Genomic DNA, 17,457 nt, shown 5'->3' with positions numbered 1-17,457 from the left:
CCCTCAATATTCATGGGTTGGCTATTATATATGGCTCTACCCATGAAAATAGTCTTTTATCAATGTATAGCTGGCAAAAATACAATATTTTACAGCATATTTCAATAAAATCGAAAGTAAGGAACAATGAAATATACAAAAACGCAATTGGTGCTTATTTTAACGCCAATCGCTTTGGGTTCTATAACTATATTATTTATTCCTTATTTGTTATTGTTTTTGATAGACGAGACAAATAGACATCATATTTATTGGTATATTCGCTCAAAACCACTCATAACGCTTGTAATGATTGTTGTGGTATCATTCATTTATGCCAAATTACAAAAACTGTATTTACGTAAAGCGATAACGATTGTTTCTGCTATCTTCTTTTGTATTGTAGCGCTTTATTATATTTTTTGTGAAATTCAACGTTTAAGTCCCTATGTTAACCAAAATGGCGTAACTTGGAGTTATGCTCTAAAGTTTATGGATCGTATGGTTATTTTTGGTATAATTGCTGGTATTGTCCTTTTAACAATACAATTTATAACAACGTCTTCACAAAATAATAATATAAAACGTGCAAAAAAAGGAATTTTTGGTAACGCATCATGGATGAGTTTAAGGGATGCGGCAAAAATATTTCCTGAAAATGGTCAAATTGTTGTTGGCGAAAGATATCGTGTTGATCAAGACAATGTATGTAATGTTTCATTTTCTCCAAGTGATAAAATAACATGGGGCAAGGGTGGAACGGCTCCTTTGTTAACCTTTAATCTTGATTTTGGTTCAACTCATATGATGTTTTTTGCTGGTTCTGGTGGGTATAAAACAACAAGTACAGTGATCCCTACCTGCTTGACATATCCAGGATCTATTGTTTGCCTTGATCCTTCAACAGAAGTTGCGCCAATGGTTAAGTTTGCGCGAAAAAGGATGGATAATAGAAACGTTATTGTTCTTGACCCAAACTCACTATTAACGAAAAAATTTAATGTTATAGATTGGCTTTTAAATGATAACGTACCACGAGCACGACGTGAAGCCAATATTGTCAGTTTTTCTAAACTGCTTCTCTCAGATAAAAAATTAGAAAATTCTTCATCAGAATATTTCTCAACACAAGCGCATAATCTTTTGACTGCTCTTCTTGCGCACGTCATATTTTCTGATGAATATAACGACAGTGAACGTAATTTAAAAACATTGCGCGGAATTCTTTCTCAGTCAGAAACAGCTGTTGTTAATCAATTACGTCATATTTTAGAAACATCCCCCTCTCCTTTTATTCGTGAGATGGTTGGTATTTTTACAGAGATGGCAGAACAAACATTTTCAGGGGTTTATACAACTGCATCAAAGGATACTCAATGGCTTTCTTTGTCAAATTATGCTGATCTGGTCTGTGGTGATGACTTTACTTCTTCAGATATAGCAAATGGAAATACAGATGTTTTTCTTAATCTTCCTGCAAGCATTTTGAATAGTTACCCAGGAATTGGACGTGTAATTATTGGAGCTTTTTTAAATGCAATGGTTACAGCCGATGGTAATTATAAAAAACGTGTTTTGTTTGTTTTGGATGAGGTTGATCTTCTCGGTTACATGAATGTTTTAGAAGAAGCACGCGATCGTGGGCGTAAATATGGTATATCATTAATGTTATTTTATCAATCTTCTGGTCAGTTAATCAATCACTTTGGAGAATCTGGAGCGAGATCTTGGTTTGAAAGTTGTTCTTTTGTGAGTTATGCTGCCATAAAAGACATAAATACAGCCAAAGACATTTCAGAACGATGTGGCCAAATGACAGTTGAAGTGACTGGAATAAACAAATCAAGAGGGCTGTCTCTTGCAAGAGGGTCTCAAAATATAAATTATCAGCAAAGAGCACTCATTTTGCCACATGAAGTTATACAAAATATGCGGCAAGATGAACAAATCATTCTTATGCAAGGTCAACCACCTTTGCGATGTGGACGAGCTATCTATTTCAGAAGAAAAGAAATGTTATCTTCTGTTGGAAAAAATCGTTTTGCTCCACAGAATAAAACTTAAAATTATTTTTTAATTGAATTACAAAATTAAGCAAAGATATAAAAATCTTACATATGAATTTATCAATAAAGTGATAAATTCTATGGTTTCTGTATGTAATTAAAAGTAAAAAATTATTAAAATAATTTAATTGATAAGTTTTACATTTCTCAAATAAAAGAATTACAAAAAATTGAGGTTATTATTATAGCTTTCATGCAGCCTCCATCTAACTTTTAAAAACATGCTTTATCAAAAAACATTCAAAGTTTTAGGACAATATATGAGGGCTCATTAGAAGAATTGAGAATTCTTATAAACAACCCTTATTATAAAGAAACTTCCATGAAAAAACAAAAAAAATCATTTTTAGCAAATTATATGGACCCTTCACAGCATTACACCTATCCTAATAGTGTTGTATTGAAGAATAAATATGGAATAATGGATATTGGTATTTTTGAAGAAAAATGCTCACATGATTCAACAAAAGCAGCAATTGATATATGTAAAGAAAGATTTCCAGAAAAATTTGATTCTGACTATCTAAAATATATTCATTATAGTTTATTTAAAAAGACTTTTGAATGGGCTGGAATTACTCGCGATGTATCTTTCACGTTTTCTGATGGCACAACTGCTTCTATGCCAACAATGAAAAAAAAGGATGCAGATTTTGGTTTTGCTGTTGGCGCTCAAATTCAATATAACTTAAAACAATTAGATAAAGCTCTTGTCGAAAAAAATAATTTACAAGGATTATCACGAGAGGAGTTTGTCAATGAGGCCGCAGAAATGTTTGCCTTTCTCAATTATACACATCCCTTTAGAGAAGGAAACGGTCGCGTTCAACGATTGTTTTTTAAGAGGCTTGCAGAAGCTGCTGGCCACAAACTTGACTTTTCTCTTGTATCAATAGAACGTGTAGCATTCTCTAGTCTTATAGCAGTGCGAGATAATGACTTAACTTTTATAAAAAAAATGTTTGAAGATATTTCTAATCCTGAAAAAGTCGCTGGTTTAAGAGAAGCTATGAATCGTATGAAAGATAAAGAAATCTCTAATAGTGATTATTTCCTTTTTACAACGACAGAAGAAAATAGTACAGCCCATACAGATAGCAGTCAAGATATTAACTTCACAAATTCTATCACCGATATAAAGAACGCTTATTATGATAATAAGTCTACGTTAACACAATACCATATACACAATACTGGTGAACAGATCATTTTAAAAGATATAGATGTTAAAGAATCTAGACAAGCTTATGATCAAGAAAAACAATTGTCTTCCTTAACTGAACAAGAAATTTTTAAAAGACTTACACAAGATCCATTTGTTCAAGCAAATAAAGAAGAAGTAGAACGTTTATCAAATCTTGTTTACGGTAATTCAAAAATATTGACAGAAAAAATGAAATTAACGAATAAAAACTCATGTGTTTGGAAACAAGTTTCTGCACAGATTGCAAATTTTCCTCAAGCTATAGGGAAGATTTCAGGCTTCAAATTATGCGGAATTAAAACTGTAACACGCCAAATTGCTGAAGATAATATTTTATTACTCAGCAAAGCAGTTGAAAATTATGCAGATGCTATGGAAAGTATTGAAAGAAAAATTATTGACTCTCATAATATAGATCAACAACGATTTAAACAAACAATAAACTTATCAAGAAGAACACAACAACAAACTTTAGATAGTTCCAATTTTTTATTAAAAAACTATTCAATAACTTTATAAATAAATTTAATATAATACCAATATTTATTTTTTTATTTATAATAAATAGTAATTTCTATATTAAAAAAATTATCAATTACATGATTTTGCATTTTGTTTATTACTAAAATTAACATAAATGTTATAATTATTATATATTTAAATTCTTATTAAGTTTATTGTATGTAATACATATATATTACATACTTACAACATACGTAATACATAAGTTATATGTAATACATATGTATTACATACATACAACATATATAATACGTATATAATAAATTATTGTAGATAGAATAATATCATTTCTTGTCGCACGCTTAAGCAGCTGCTGTAAATCTTCCAGATTACCTGTAGAGCTTACCTTATATCTGTAAAATACGATTTTTACGCACTCCAGCATTTAAAAATCCAGTAATTTGAAGTGCTAGCTTTTGTTGATTAGTTGGTACTTTTTCGTAATCTAAAAGTGTTATTTTAGTGTCTCATAAATCGATTTAGATATAATCTAAATCTCATAATATGAAAAGTCGATTTATGAGACGTATTTTTTATTATTTTTATAAGTATCAAATATTATAACAATTGCGACTGTGATAGCGAGTATAAAATCAGGTAGAAAGATCCATTTAAAGAATATTGTTGTTGCTTCAATAGAAATTGTTCCTTAAAGAGAGATTATAGAAAAACGAGGGATACTTTTATTACTTATTTTTAGCAAAAAAGACAGATATGTATAAAAAGTCATAAATTTTTAGGTTGTACGACTTTGTTAAATAAGAGATTTCACAGCAATTTTATGAGAAAGAGATAAAATGACTCTAAGTTGTTTTATCTTTGAGCTTTTTATGATAACCGCTCACTATTATTTGCCATTTTTCATAAATAGTAAACTCCCTACTTTTTATTTATTTTCGCGAAGATGTGTGAAATATCACAAATTACAATTTAGCGTGCAAGCACCATTAAAATTACTAATATTTTGTTTAAACCTAGAAAATTAAAACAAAAAGAACACATGTTTTTATAACAAAATAATATTTAAGTAAGTGTTAATTACGTTTTGTATTTTAATTTTCACGTTCCGCTACATCTTATTTTCTATTTCTCTTAAATATATTAAGATAATATTTTCAGATTTATTATACTTCCTTGAATGAAACACTATTACAATACATCCACGTATACATATTAGTTAACAACAAGAGATTTTCCTTCTGGAAAATACCTAACTTTAAAAGTGTGAGCTCGCAAGAATTCTTCATCTCGGACTTTTTCGTGTACTTCTCCAGCTTGCTTAGCAATGTCTACAATTTTCTTAGCCTGATTGATTGACACACTGGAATTATGAGACAAGCCACCATAATTACCATCTTTAATATCTTTAAGCTCTTTTTGAGATAAACGTCCTTTAACTTTATTCATAAAATCTTCAAGTTCTTTTCTTAAAGGAGGAGATTTATCAAAAGCCTCTTGCTGTATATTTTGGGGCCCAAAAATAACCTCTTGAAGCTCCTTACTTGGCATTTTTACCTCTTGCCCCCGGCGATTTTGTTCAGCTTTGTAATTCGCAGAAAGCTCTTCCCTAGTATGCCTGATAAGATTGATATAATCTCTCACAGTATCGCCAAGTTCCCAAACGGTTTCTTCAGCCTCTTGGCGCCCGACGCTTTTAATGCCTAAAAAACTCCATCCTGCAAGGCTACCAAATTCTTTAGGATTTGTTATTATTCTGTTGCCGAGATTATCATTAACATCTGGATTTTTGATCAAATCATCCAGTTTACCTTTTAATAAACAATATCGACCAAATACAGTTTTTGATAAATGCATAATTTTTTCTTGAGCATTTAAAATTCTAATATCTTTTGCAACACCTTCATCGAGCATTTTTTCTGTTAAATTTGGTAAGTGTTCTGCTGGGATTAGAGGTCTTTCAATACCTTCCATCTTAGGAGCAGTAAAAGTAAATGTATCACCAATTTTTAATGCTCTACGCTGCTCAGGTGTGAGATCGCTTGAATTCCCAACAATGTAAACACCATTACCTGCATCAAGTGCAAAACCGTCTACACCTTCACCCAAATAAGTACCTTGATAAGTTTTTCCTCCCTGCGCACCTAAAATGATAAAATTTTCAGCAGAATCTCCGTGAATGCTTCTCATTTTACTTACAAATTCACTTAAAGCACGCACTTTGTCAGGATTAGAAACATCTTCAAGCATTGCTTCTAAAACGACAGAATCGTCATATTTTTCTACTAAATTCCAAACAGTATCTATACGCGCCTGTGTTAAAAGGTCAAAATTAAAACTGTGTCCTGCACTTTCAGCGAGTTTATCAAAAAATATAAGCTGTGCACGTTTATTTCCTTCAACGAAGGGATGCACATAAATGAGAGACGAAAAAAGGAATTTTGCGTGGTGGATAAAATTTTCACGCGACAAACCTTGTAAGCCATTTTCTTGCTGAAGTATTTTATCTATTTGCCTTAATCTAAGGCGAATCTCATCATTTTTTGCAGATCTAACACCATCTTTTGTTATGAGTGGCATAGCAGCTTTACTGCCATCTGAAAATGTAAAAGTAGAGTTTCTGGTTTCTCCAGCCCATTCATAAACACGATTGAATAATTTTCTATGAATATGTTGCAAATACTCAATATCAATTTTGCCTGGCAAAGGCTCTTGATATAACTGAACTGTTGCCTCTTCTACATCACGCGCATACCTTTTCTCAAATGCTTCAGGGTTTGTGATGCCATATTTATTTTTCATGACTGGACTGCCAGGGTAGCGGAAATTTACTAATGGACCTTCATGTGTTACTGTGTTTATTTTTGCCATAAGTACTCCTTTACAGTATGATTATCTTCAATAAAGTCATTAAATTCTTTAATGAATAATTTTTTCCCCTCGCATACATCTCAAACTGCCAAATGTTTTGGATAGAGCATTATTCTCTCAATTGATATATTGCGTATGATAATACCCCTTTTGCTTCGTAGAATTTTTTTCATAAGAGATGAAATTAGCTGTCTTTAAGCTTTTTTATGAATTGCTGTTTTCAACAATCTTTTATTTACGCATGCAGCTCATTGACTGATTGTTATTTATAGTAAACAATAAGCCACATTAGATTTCTTTTTAGCTAATATATGTGAAGACTTTTCACAGATGAATATTTAAAGCGCTAATTTATAAACCTCCTACCGATTAATAAATAGGGCGCTAAAACAAAAAAGAAACATATATATAAATAGAAAATTAGCTGCATTGTTTTGAAATATTTTCAGTTGTATCGAGTTATTTCATAGCAGTGTATACGACATAATGAATAGCTTTTAAATTATGACTTTGTTCTAAAATTTCTAAAGTGATTAACAAACTAGTGCAAAAAATAGATAAAACAACATCTTTTCTAAGCCGTGAAAAGTTAGATGATAAACAGAGCAATATAAAAGCTAATTTAGCTGATCGTCCATCGTTTTCATGATATGATTAAATTGGAAATTTTTATGTACGTTTAAAATCTACATGACTAGAAGTTGCAAAAGATGGAGTTTAAAAGCTTCCTGATTCTGAGTTACATATGCAGACAGAATACTTTTGCAAAAATTGCGTGATGGTACGACTTTTATTACATCTGTGATATTAATTAACTGCCATTCAGAACCAATCAAACTGTCAATGCTTTATCTACGTTAGCAACCTTTGAAAAAAGGACACTTCTTGTAAAAAAATGAAGTTAGGGGCAATTTAGCACACAAGAATATGCGCAAATCGCCAGTTTTAATGATTGATATCATCATTAAATGTAAACGTATCGAAGGAAAATTTTGTGTAACAGAAATTTATAATGATCCATTCAAACGTTGCAATGCTTTTAAATTGGAGCAAAAACGACTTCAAGCTGCCCTTTTGGTGTTTCAACTCTTTCAGAGCTAATAACAATTTTAATATCATTTCCTAATTGAACCAAACACTCAAGCATTTTCATCTCGCTGATGCCACGAAATTCTCCGTTTAAAAGCTTAGACAATTTAGGCTGAGAAATTTTCAAAAATTGGCTCGCTTGTTTTTGAGTCAAGTTTTTTTCTTTGAGAATCTGACTAATTTTGTTAGCAAGTTGTGCTTTAATCAACATTTCTTTGGCATCTGAAAAACCAATATCTTTGTAGATATTGTAACTTCCGTAAAATACATCTGTCATTTTTTTTCCTTTTCCAATTGCTCAGCTAATTTCAAACGTTCCTTAATGAGATCGATATCTGGTTTAGGTGTTGCAATACCATGGGTTGATTTTTTTTGAAAGCAATGCAAGATATACAGAGCATTTTCATACCGTACAGTGTAAACAGCACGGTAAGTTCCTTGTATATCGCGTTCAACGATTTCCAAAACGCAAGCAGAACCAAAACCTTTAAGAATCTTAACATTTGATCCTTGATTCCCTATTTGTGCAAGATAGAGTGAATAACCAATTCTTTGTTGTATTATATCAGGAAGATTTTTTATGTCTTTGTGCGAAGATCCGAGCCAAATTATACGTTTCATTCTATCCATATTTATTTATATACCTAAATAGGTATAATTTCAACGAGTATTAATAGTTATTTTATTATTCCTTTTGAGCTTATAAGAACTATCATTTCATTTTGTTTCGTATGTTTATATTGGAGAAATTTAATAGACATTGGCAGTTCATTAATAAGTTTTTTTATCGCTGGGCTGGGTTAGCGTTTATACTTTTAATAAATCAAAATCTTGTTTGTAAACTGCGTTTTCTATAAAAAATACTTGTCTAAATCACTTTGTAGCTTCAAAAATTTTTTGTTAATTTTCTGACATATTTGAATTAATATCTGGGCTAGATTGAATATTATTCATGTACGCTATAGCATTTTTATAAAGAAAGGGCATCTCAACTTTTATTCTTTTGCGATTGCATGTAATGTTATTTATATATTGTTCATAAGATTTTTTATAAAATGACTGAAGTTTTCAAACGATGTGAAATTGTAATAGGTATATTAAAAAGCGCTTTTTTATGACCTTTTTTTTGATGATTTTAGATGATTTATTAAATGATCTGATCTAAGGCAACTCCGTAAATGAGCACCCGAATATGGTTGTGTTTTAGTTGATTTAAAAGGCGCTGCAATAACTTTAGTAAGCATGGCTATTGTACATGCCTGTCTGGTACTTGTTTCAGTCATGACGTCTCTATGATATTGTTCGATGGTAGTAGATGCGTTTCATTTGATTCACATAACGGGAGAATCGTATGAAAAAAATTTCATACAGAATATTGCCTATGAAATATTAAAAATAATGAAAGAAGAATATAGCCAAATCCAAACAGGAATGTAAAAATGTCCACAAAATCAAAAAAGGAACTTTTCTCATTGAGATATTCCCTATTAATTGCAATCAATAAGCAAGAGAGATTAAAGTTTTTAGATATTTCTTTTGATTAACCAACTCAAAAATAAAAAATTGAGTTCATAAAAAAAAACGTGATACTTGCTCAAAGAGGGATACCGTTGATTATCAAGCTCAATTCTAAAAAATAGCAGAAGAAAAAAGAACCATATAGTAATAAAGTCAACCATAGATTTCTTTCATATTGGGCTTCTCTTAAAGACCTAATGAACAAAGTCGATGAGTTATCTTAGATAAAATCATTTAATAAATTGTCTAAAATCATGAAGATTATCAGTTATTTTTCTTCAACTTATGACAGCCCTTAATTTTAATAAAGAATTCAAGCAACGGAAACTGAAAGAAAATATATCGGTTGTTTACCATGTTGAAAAGATTTTCATTTTCATTATAGTTTATTTTTTTGAAATATTAGCAATAAATGATTCACACAAAACGAAGAGGATAAATATGGCAAAAATAAAAACCCAACTGCTTTAACAGAAGGGTTTATAAAACATCCATTTAAAATTAATAAATTAAATATCAATTCAAATATAAAAACAAAACATTCCTCATATTTAATTTATTATGCGTTGTTCTGCAAGAGAAATTTTGCAGAGAAAGGGTGTTTTTATCATTTTTTTGCCTCTAAAAGAGAGGTTAGAATATTTATGGTTAAAAAATCGTCTGGTAGGCGTATTGAAGCGCATCATATTGAATATATAAAAATGGCAGATCATACTGACATTGGTCATATTAGTAGGAGCCAGCTTATTTTTCTTGTACAACAGCTTCCTATAACTGGTCTTATAAAAGCAACGGAAGCCCAATTGTTGCAGGTTCTTCTTAACACAGCTCCAGTTTCATCTTTTTATGCAGGTGGTATTCCAATTGTATTTAAAAGTAATCGTCAAATTGGATTAGAGATTGGATGTAGCGCTGTTCATACAAGCAGATTATTGTCTCGCCTTTTTGATAAAGGACTTATTGTAATGAGAGATTCTGGTAATTATAAGAGATTTCCAGTCAATTATGAGGGCAGTATCGTCACTGCATGCGGTATTGATCTAAGTATTTTAATTGCTCGTTATCATGATCTTCATCATTATATTTTGACTATTAAAGATGAGATGAAACGTCAAAACGCTGCCGCTCGACGATTTCGGGGTCTTTATCGTCAATTAAAGTCTTATTTTGTTCTTGCAGAATCTGAACCAATTGTATCAATGTTTTTTAGACGTGTACAAAAAATTGCAACTGCAATTGGATCACCTACTAAAGCATCATTTTATAAACTTGAAAAGGCGATTAAGCTTTTTAATCTTATTTTAAATCGTTTATTTTCTAATAAAATGTTATGCAGGAATATAGAAAATGTTACGCATATACATAATACAAACCCTTATTTTGTGAATAATTGTAATCAAAAAAACACTTACTCTTCAAATAAAGAAAAAAAAGAATATCTCAATTCATCAAATTCCTTACAAATAAATAATACAAATTTAAAACATAAAAAAATAGCTTATGAAAATAATAAAAGCAAAAATGAAGTATCTCTTTCTTTAAATAATAGCACATTGCCTCAAATTAATTCAGAGATATGGGCTAAAGCTATGCCCCATACCGCAGTATATCTAGATAATAAATTAGTATCTATAAAGGATATAATTGGCTCTATAGAATTCTTATCTAAAATATTGGGAATTTCATCTAGTGCTGTTGAGAATGCTAAAACAATTATGGGTTTAGAAAAAGCTGCTCTTGCTATTGGTATAATTCTTGAAAAATATAGCCGAAAACTTATTCAATCACCTGGAGGATATCTAAGAGGAATGATTGCTAAAGAAAATCATGGAGAATTGTATTTAGAACGATCCCTATATGGATTGCTTAATTCTTCTGAATAAAAAACATTCTACATGTTATTATTTTTAGCTACTTTGTTTTGCTTCTGAGCATTGAAATTGATAATAGTGTTGGCATTAGTACTATAAAATATGTATATTGTATGATAAATATACATAATATATATGCTATGTTTATATAAATCATATGCTTAATATATATTTAATATGTGTTTTATATAAATAAAACATACACATGTATATAAGGATTTTTACATGCCAACAATCGTATTTTGTTCAACAAAAGGAGGCGTTGGAAAATCAACATCAGCACTTGTTCTTTCACAAGTTTTAGCAAAACACGGGTCTAAAGTTAAAATAATAGACACTGATCCTAACCAACCTATTGCTGATGAATGGTGGCAAAACGTTAGCCCTAATTATCCACCCAATATAGATGTTCAGGGCGGAGTTAATGAAAATACTATTATAGATGTTATTGATGAAGCCGCAAATACATTTGGTTTTGTAATTGTTGACCTTGAAGGATCAGCAAATATAACAGCATCATATGCGATTAGTCGTTCAGATATGGTTATTATTCCAATGTCAGGAACAAAACTTGATAGTCGTGAAACAGCAAAAGTTATTTCTTTTATAGCGCGTGAAGGAAGGGCAAGAAGAAACAATATTCCTTATCGTATTATGTTTTCCAAATGCTCTGTTATTCAAACTCGTGAAGAAAAAGAAATTCGTAAAGAATTAATAGAAGCAAAACTTCCCGTTTTGGATCACGGTATTATGAATAAAGCTGCTTTTTCTTCTATTTTTGGCTTTGGATGTACTCTTTATGATCTTAATAAAGAAGATGTATCAAATGCTAAATCTGCCATAATAAATGCTGAACAATTCGCTGCTGATATAGTGGAAGCATTAAAATTAGAAGGTGTCATGTAATGCCAAAAGAACGGAAAGCAACATTTCAAATTTTAGAAGATTTATCCACTTTAAAACCTATAACGAAGGCTCCAAAACGTGAAAAGCACGATATTGATGAAATTGCGCAACAAAGCGGTTTTACAACACGTCATGCACCTTTACAAAGCGAAAAAAATTCTATAAATTTAACAAAATCTGGTCATATTGATGGTAGGTCTAAGCGCCGTAGTTTAAAAACAAATCGCATAACTTTTTCAATTAGACCGGATGTTGATGAAAAATTTCGTGCACTTGCTGAACAATTAACACCATCTGGTCAAAACCTTTTGACACTTGGTGATGTTTTAGAAATTTTAATTCAGCATTATAATAATTCTCATTAATTGATTATATTTATACATACATTATATTTAAAACATAAGTTTTACATATAATGTATGTACGTTATACGTATGTAATACATATAAATTTAATAAGGACCCTGATGTGTGATCACTACAGGTTCAAAATTATTAATGCTTGATGCTATTTAAAAACAGTTCCAGAATAGTACTATAAAGCTTGTTTTTATATTATAGTTCTTACACTGTATTCAAGGTGATTTATGAGATAAAAATGGCGCTATTAGGTTATGCTAGGGTATCAACTAATCAACAAAAGCTAACTCTTCAAGTTCTTGAGCTGAGGAAAGCTGGAGTGCGCGAAGATCGCATTTTTACTGATATGATGACAGGATATACAGATAAACGGGAAGGATTGCAGCGACTTCTTGGACGAGCGGAAAAAGATGATACTATTATTTGTACTAAAATGGATCGGCTCGGTCGTAATACTGCTGATATGCTTCACATTATAGATGCATGTCATAAAAAGGGAATTGCTCTTCGTTTTTTAGAAAATGGTCTTAGTACTGAAGGTACAATAGGAAAAATGGTTATACAGATTTTAGCGGCTGTGGCAGAAGCTGAACGTGCCCGTATTTTGGAACGAACGAATGATGGGCGAGCAGCTGCAATGGCTGCAGGTATAAAGTTTGGTAGAAAACCTCATCCAAAGACAAAAATAGCATTATCATTAATGGAACAAGGACTTTCTTTAAAAATCATTAAAGAAAAAACAGGGATTTCCCGTGCTACTTATTTTCGTTTAAAAAGACGAATATATGCGAATAATTTGTAATTTCTTTTATTTGTTAAGTAGAATACTGATAAAATTAATTAAATAAAAAAGTCTCACTATAGTATTTCTATTAATTCTACACTCTCTTATATATAGCATATTTGTAATTAATTGTATAAGTTATTTCATAATATATCTATGCTTCAATAATTTTAACATTATAGTTTATTTTTTATCCATAAATCTCATCTAAGGCACTTTTTATCCTCAAAATTTTTTGTTTACATTTTTTAAAATGTGCAAACTATTTTCTTTTAATCAAATAAAAATATCTTTTACACAAACTAAAAATTAAGGAACAGTAATTGAAATATATTCCTTATGATTTATGTAGCAACGTTTTCTAATGCGCTTATCAAGAGAACACAAGGAATGAATATAAAACACTTATAGCCCTGTTTCAATTTTACTTCATATAGATATAAAATTAGTTGTTAGTTTGTTTGATCAAAAATTTTCAAAAGGATTATAATTTCCATTATCTCTTCTCCACTGTAAGGGATGAATAAAATTGCTAGACCAAATACCAATTTTATTTTTGCGTGCAATTGCTTCAGCGTTAATATATTGTATTGGTACAGGATCTTGATTGTCTTTTGATATTACTAACATACCTTCTGCAAGACCTGTTTCAGCTAAATCAATTCCTTGGACAAAACACTGAGCGTAGCTAATACCGTTGCGTATAGTAGCTTGTTTACATGATAAATTTTTTCCAAGTATTTTTGTAACTAACCAAGCTGTCGTAACTGCACCACATGGCCATTCTTGATCATTCAATTTTGCTTTTTGACGTGGCGCACATGTATCAACACCATATAAATGAATATGACGAACAGTATGCGTACGCCAAGATTCTGCAACAGGAGTTCTCAATTTAAATGTTGCACCGCTAGTGACAGATGCAACACCATTAAAAACAATTGCACTCCCCGATAAATGACTATTTTGCAAATTTAAAGAAGATATATCTTTTTCCAATGACTTTTCATGGGTATAATTAACTAATTTTTCTAAATCCATATCAATGACATCCTGCATGTTAAATGTTTTTAGAACGTTTAAATCTATTTTCTCTTTATATTGGCTGATCCCCCACAAAACAGAACCCATAATGTAAAGAATAACAATTAACTTAAATCGCACTCGTTTTGCATATTCGAGAAAAAACTTCATTGTTTTTCGTCCATTCAATTTTTTGATAGTGTCCTTATTCTTCACAAAGAAAACAAATAAAACTGTTGTAAATTAATCACATTATACGAACCTAAAACGATTTTTATATTTTAAATATTGTTATTTTTATAAAAAAATACAATTTATGGTGGTTTTTATAATATGATACAACTAATTTGATACAATAAAAAGTTTTTTATAGAATTAGTAAATGATTTTGAAAAAAATTCAGTGCCAAAGACTTTGTAGTTCCGCGATGGACTGACTGGAGATGTAAAGCGACAGGTATTGAAATTTTTAAAATCAAAATAGTGTCAACATATATTCTTTTTGAGAGAGGTAAAATGACAGATAACACATCAAAGAATATAGGTTTTATCGTTATCATGCTACTTTTAACAGCACTTATTGCGTCAAATCCAACTTATGCAGCAACAACTCCAGGTAGTTTTGGAAATGTTGATAACGTTTTAGAGAATATTGTTTCGATGATGACAGGTGCAACAGCAAAACTCATGGCAATTATATGTGTCGCTGCTGTTGGTATTGGCTGGATGTATGGGTTTATTGATTTACGCAAAACAGCTTACTGCATTCTAGGTATTGGTATTGTTTTTGGTGCCCCTAACCTCGTTGGAAAATTAATGGGATCATCATAAATGAATGAAGATACCCTTTTTCTTGCATGTACGAGACCAGCCATGTTTGCCGGTGTCACAATGGAGGCTATGGCAATTAATGTTATGGCAACATCTATTCTCTTCATTTTAACGAGTGGTTTTACCATGATTGGTTTTGGTGTTGGAGTACATTTCATTTTACGTGAAGTAACAAAATATGATCATAATCAATTTCGCGTGTTATTCGCTTGGTTAAATACTCGTGGAAAGCAGAAAAACACCAGCAGATGGGGAGGAGGATCAACATCTCCGTTACGTCTTATCCGCACTTATAAGGAATTAAATTATTGAGCCAAATGTCAATTATAAAACGGGAATCTCTTCCTGAGGATTATATTCCCTATATACGCTACGTCAATAAAAATGTCATTGCGCTAAATTCACGCTGTTTAATGACTGTAATTGCTATTGAAGGTATAAATTTTGACACTGCAGATATTGATCAATTGAATTCCTTACACGATCAATTAAATATTTTACTAAAAAATATTGCGGACGAACGTGTTGCTTTATATTCTCATATTATTCGTCGGCGTGAAACACTTTACCCAGATAGCAAGTTTTCTTCATCTTTTGCTGAAACGTTAGATGAAAAATACAAAAAGAAAATGATTTCGCAAGATTTGTACAGAAACGATCTGTTCATTTCACTGTTATGGAATCCATCCGCAGATAAAACTGAGCAAATCAGTTTATTTTTTCAGCGGTTAACAAAAGCTAAGAAAACACAATCTGAGCCAGATATTGAAGCTATTTATAAATTAGAGGAATTAAGTCAAGATCTTATAAATGGTCTAGAAAGTTATCAGGCGCGTCTTTTGTCAATTTACGAGCATGACGGCATTTTATTTTCCGAGCAAAGTGAGTTTTTGCATCAACTTGTTGGTGGGAGACATGAGCGCGTTCCACTTACATTTGGTACTATTGCATCAACAATTTATTCAGATAGGGTTATTTTTGGTAAAGAAATTATAGAAATTCGCCATGAAAGCAATGAGCGATTTGTTGGTATGTTTGGATGGAAAGAATATCCATCTAAAACACGACCTGGTATGACAGATGGTTTACTCACAGTACCGTTCGAATTTATTTTAACACAATCTTTTGTCTTTAAAAGTAAAGCGGCTGCTAGTGCAATTATGGGTCGCAAACAAAATCAAATGATTAGCGCTGCAGATCGTGCGAGTTCGCAAATTGATGAACTTTATGATGCGCTTGATGATTTAGAGTCAAATCGTTTTGTTTTAGGTGAGCATCATCTTTCTTTGGCAGTTTTTGCTGATCGTCCTAAGGCATTGACTGAATATTTATCAAAAGCGCGATCCTATTTAACTAATGGTGGAGCAGTCATTGCTAGAGAAGATTTAGGATTAGAAGCTGCATGGTGGGCACAACTTCCTGGAAATTTTAGTTACCGTGCGCGGTCTGGAGCCATTACAAGCAGAAATTTTGCAGCATTATCATCGTTTCATTCATTTCCCACTGGTAAATTTGAAGGTAATGTATGGGGATCTGCTGTTGCATTACTAAAAACACAAGCTGGTTCACCTTATTATTTTAATTTTCATTATGGTGATCTTGGCAACACTTTTGTTTGCGGCCCATCAGGGTCTGGAAAAACAGTGATTATAAATTTTCTTCTTGCACAATTGCAAAAACACAATCCAACGATGGTCTTTTTTGACAAAGACCAAGGTGCAGAAATCTTTGTGCGTGCTGGAGGAGGAGAATATAAACCTTTAAAAAATGGAAAACCTACAGGTATTGCTCCATTAAAAGGTATGGAATATACGGAAAAAAATAAAGTTTTTCTTCGAAATTGGGTTTTAAAGCTTGTCACAACTGATGGACACACGGTTACAGAACAAGAAAAACAAGATATAGCGAGAGCTATTGATTCTTTAGAAAGCCTTCCTCGTTCACAACGTTCCTTAGGAGCTCTTCAGCTCTTTTTTGATAATACATCAAAAGAAGGAATTGCTATACATTTACAACGTTGGATTAAAGGAAATGCTTTAGGATGGGTTTTTGATAATGATCAAGATGATATCAGCTTAAATTCAAAATTTATTGGTTATGATATGACCGATTTCTTAGACAATGAGGAAATTCGGCGTCCTTTGATGATGTATTTATTTAATCGCATTCTTGATCTTATTGATGGAAGGCGCATTATTATTATCATTGATGAGTTTTGGAAAGCTCTTGAAGATGAATCATTTAAAGCTTTTGCGCAAGATCGTCTTAAAACAATCCGTAAACAAAATGGTATGATGCTTTTTGCAACACAAAGTCCTAAGGATGCTTTAAATTCAACAATTGCACATACAATTATTGAGCAGTGTCCTACACAAATATTTTTTCCAAATCAAAAAGCAAATTACAGTGATTATGTTGAAAACTTTAAATTGACTGAACGTGAATTTGAATTAATTCAGTCAGAATTAAGCAGAGAA

At 31.4% G+C, this 17,457-nt stretch carries 13 protein-coding genes; 9 read left to right on the top strand and 4 right to left on the bottom strand.

Annotated elements, in window-relative coordinates:
* The first annotated feature begins 126 nt into the window (after nucleotides 1–126).
* Nucleotides 127–2,043, top strand: coding sequence for a Ti-type conjugative transfer system protein TraG (gene traG / locus V5N68_RS06010; protein ID WP_332066270.1), 1,917 nt, complete (start codon nucleotides 127–129; stop codon nucleotides 2,041–2,043).
* Between the two features lie 324 nt (nucleotides 2,044–2,367).
* Nucleotides 2,368–3,768 carry a BID domain-containing T4SS effector gene (locus V5N68_RS06005; RefSeq protein ID WP_332066269.1) on the top strand — a complete coding sequence of 467 codons (1,401 nt, stop codon included), beginning with the start codon at nucleotides 2,368–2,370 and terminating at the stop codon, nucleotides 3,766–3,768.
* A gap of 1,176 nt (nucleotides 3,769–4,944) precedes the next feature.
* On the opposite strand, the gene V5N68_RS06000 is transcribed toward V5N68_RS06005, so the two are convergent.
* The 3 genes from V5N68_RS06000 to V5N68_RS05990 form a co-directional block, all read right to left on the bottom strand.
* Nucleotides 4,945–6,600, bottom strand: a complete 1,656-nt coding sequence (locus V5N68_RS06000) for a BID domain-containing T4SS effector (protein ID WP_332066268.1) — start codon at nucleotides 6,598–6,600, stop codon at nucleotides 4,945–4,947.
* 1,039 nt (nucleotides 6,601–7,639) lie between these two features.
* Complete coding sequence (locus V5N68_RS05995) at nucleotides 7,640–7,966, bottom strand: helix-turn-helix domain-containing protein (RefSeq protein WP_332066267.1); 327 nt, start codon at nucleotides 7,964–7,966, stop codon at nucleotides 7,640–7,642.
* Nucleotides 7,963–8,319 carry a type II toxin-antitoxin system RelE/ParE family toxin gene (locus V5N68_RS05990; RefSeq protein WP_332066266.1) on the bottom strand — a complete coding sequence of 119 codons (357 nt, stop codon included), beginning with the start codon at nucleotides 8,317–8,319 and terminating at the stop codon, nucleotides 7,963–7,965. Before V5N68_RS05990 ends, V5N68_RS05995 begins: the two co-directional genes overlap by 4 nt.
* 1,532 nt (nucleotides 8,320–9,851) lie before the next feature.
* Between V5N68_RS05990 and repC the strand changes: the two genes are divergently transcribed.
* The 4 genes from repC to V5N68_RS05970 all read left to right on the top strand — a co-directional run bounded on the left by repC (nucleotide 9,852) and on the right by V5N68_RS05970 (nucleotide 13,145).
* On the top strand, nucleotides 9,852–11,090 hold the full coding sequence (gene repC, locus V5N68_RS05985; RefSeq protein ID WP_332066265.1) for a replication initiation protein RepC: 1,239 nt from the start codon (nucleotides 9,852–9,854) through the stop codon (nucleotides 11,088–11,090).
* A gap of 213 nt (nucleotides 11,091–11,303) precedes the next feature.
* Nucleotides 11,304–11,984: a ParA family protein gene (locus tag V5N68_RS05980; RefSeq protein WP_332066264.1), complete on the top strand. Its 681-nt coding sequence runs from the start codon at nucleotides 11,304–11,306 to the stop codon at nucleotides 11,982–11,984.
* On the top strand, nucleotides 11,984–12,349 hold the full coding sequence (locus tag V5N68_RS05975) for a hypothetical protein (protein ID WP_332066263.1): 366 nt from the start codon (nucleotides 11,984–11,986) through the stop codon (nucleotides 12,347–12,349). The genes V5N68_RS05980 and V5N68_RS05975 overlap by 1 nt, the downstream gene beginning before the upstream one ends.
* A 232-nt stretch (nucleotides 12,350–12,581) precedes the next feature.
* Nucleotides 12,582–13,145 carry a recombinase family protein gene (locus V5N68_RS05970; RefSeq protein WP_332066262.1) on the top strand — a complete coding sequence of 188 codons (564 nt, stop codon included), beginning with the start codon at nucleotides 12,582–12,584 and terminating at the stop codon, nucleotides 13,143–13,145.
* Between the two features lie 447 nt (nucleotides 13,146–13,592).
* On the opposite strand, the gene V5N68_RS05965 is transcribed toward V5N68_RS05970, so the two are convergent.
* The gene (locus tag V5N68_RS05965; RefSeq protein ID WP_332066261.1) at nucleotides 13,593–14,321 is read right to left on the bottom strand and encodes a hypothetical protein; all 729 of its coding nucleotides are present in this window, start codon (nucleotides 14,319–14,321) and stop codon (nucleotides 13,593–13,595) included.
* Between the two features lie 344 nt (nucleotides 14,322–14,665).
* Between V5N68_RS05965 and V5N68_RS05960 the strand changes: the two genes are divergently transcribed.
* From V5N68_RS05960 to V5N68_RS05950, 3 genes are all read left to right on the top strand, one after another.
* On the top strand, nucleotides 14,666–14,980 hold the full coding sequence (locus tag V5N68_RS05960; protein ID WP_332066260.1) for a TrbC/VirB2 family protein: 315 nt from the start codon (nucleotides 14,666–14,668) through the stop codon (nucleotides 14,978–14,980).
* A complete protein-coding gene (locus V5N68_RS05955) occupies nucleotides 14,981–15,292 on the top strand; it encodes a VirB3 family type IV secretion system protein (RefSeq protein ID WP_332066259.1) in 312 nt (103 codons plus the stop codon). It begins immediately after the preceding gene.
* Between the two features lie 5 nt (nucleotides 15,293–15,297).
* Nucleotides 15,298–17,457: VirB4 family type IV secretion/conjugal transfer ATPase (locus tag V5N68_RS05950; RefSeq protein WP_332066258.1), on the top strand; the 2,160-nt coding region annotated here is incomplete at its 3' end.

The organism is Bartonella eidoli (assembly GCF_036576145.1).
Lineage (GTDB): Bacteria > Pseudomonadota > Alphaproteobacteria > Rhizobiales > Rhizobiaceae > Bartonella.
The sequence above is the reverse complement of the archived record's forward strand: the minus strand, read 5'-3'. Positions and strand labels throughout refer to the sequence as shown.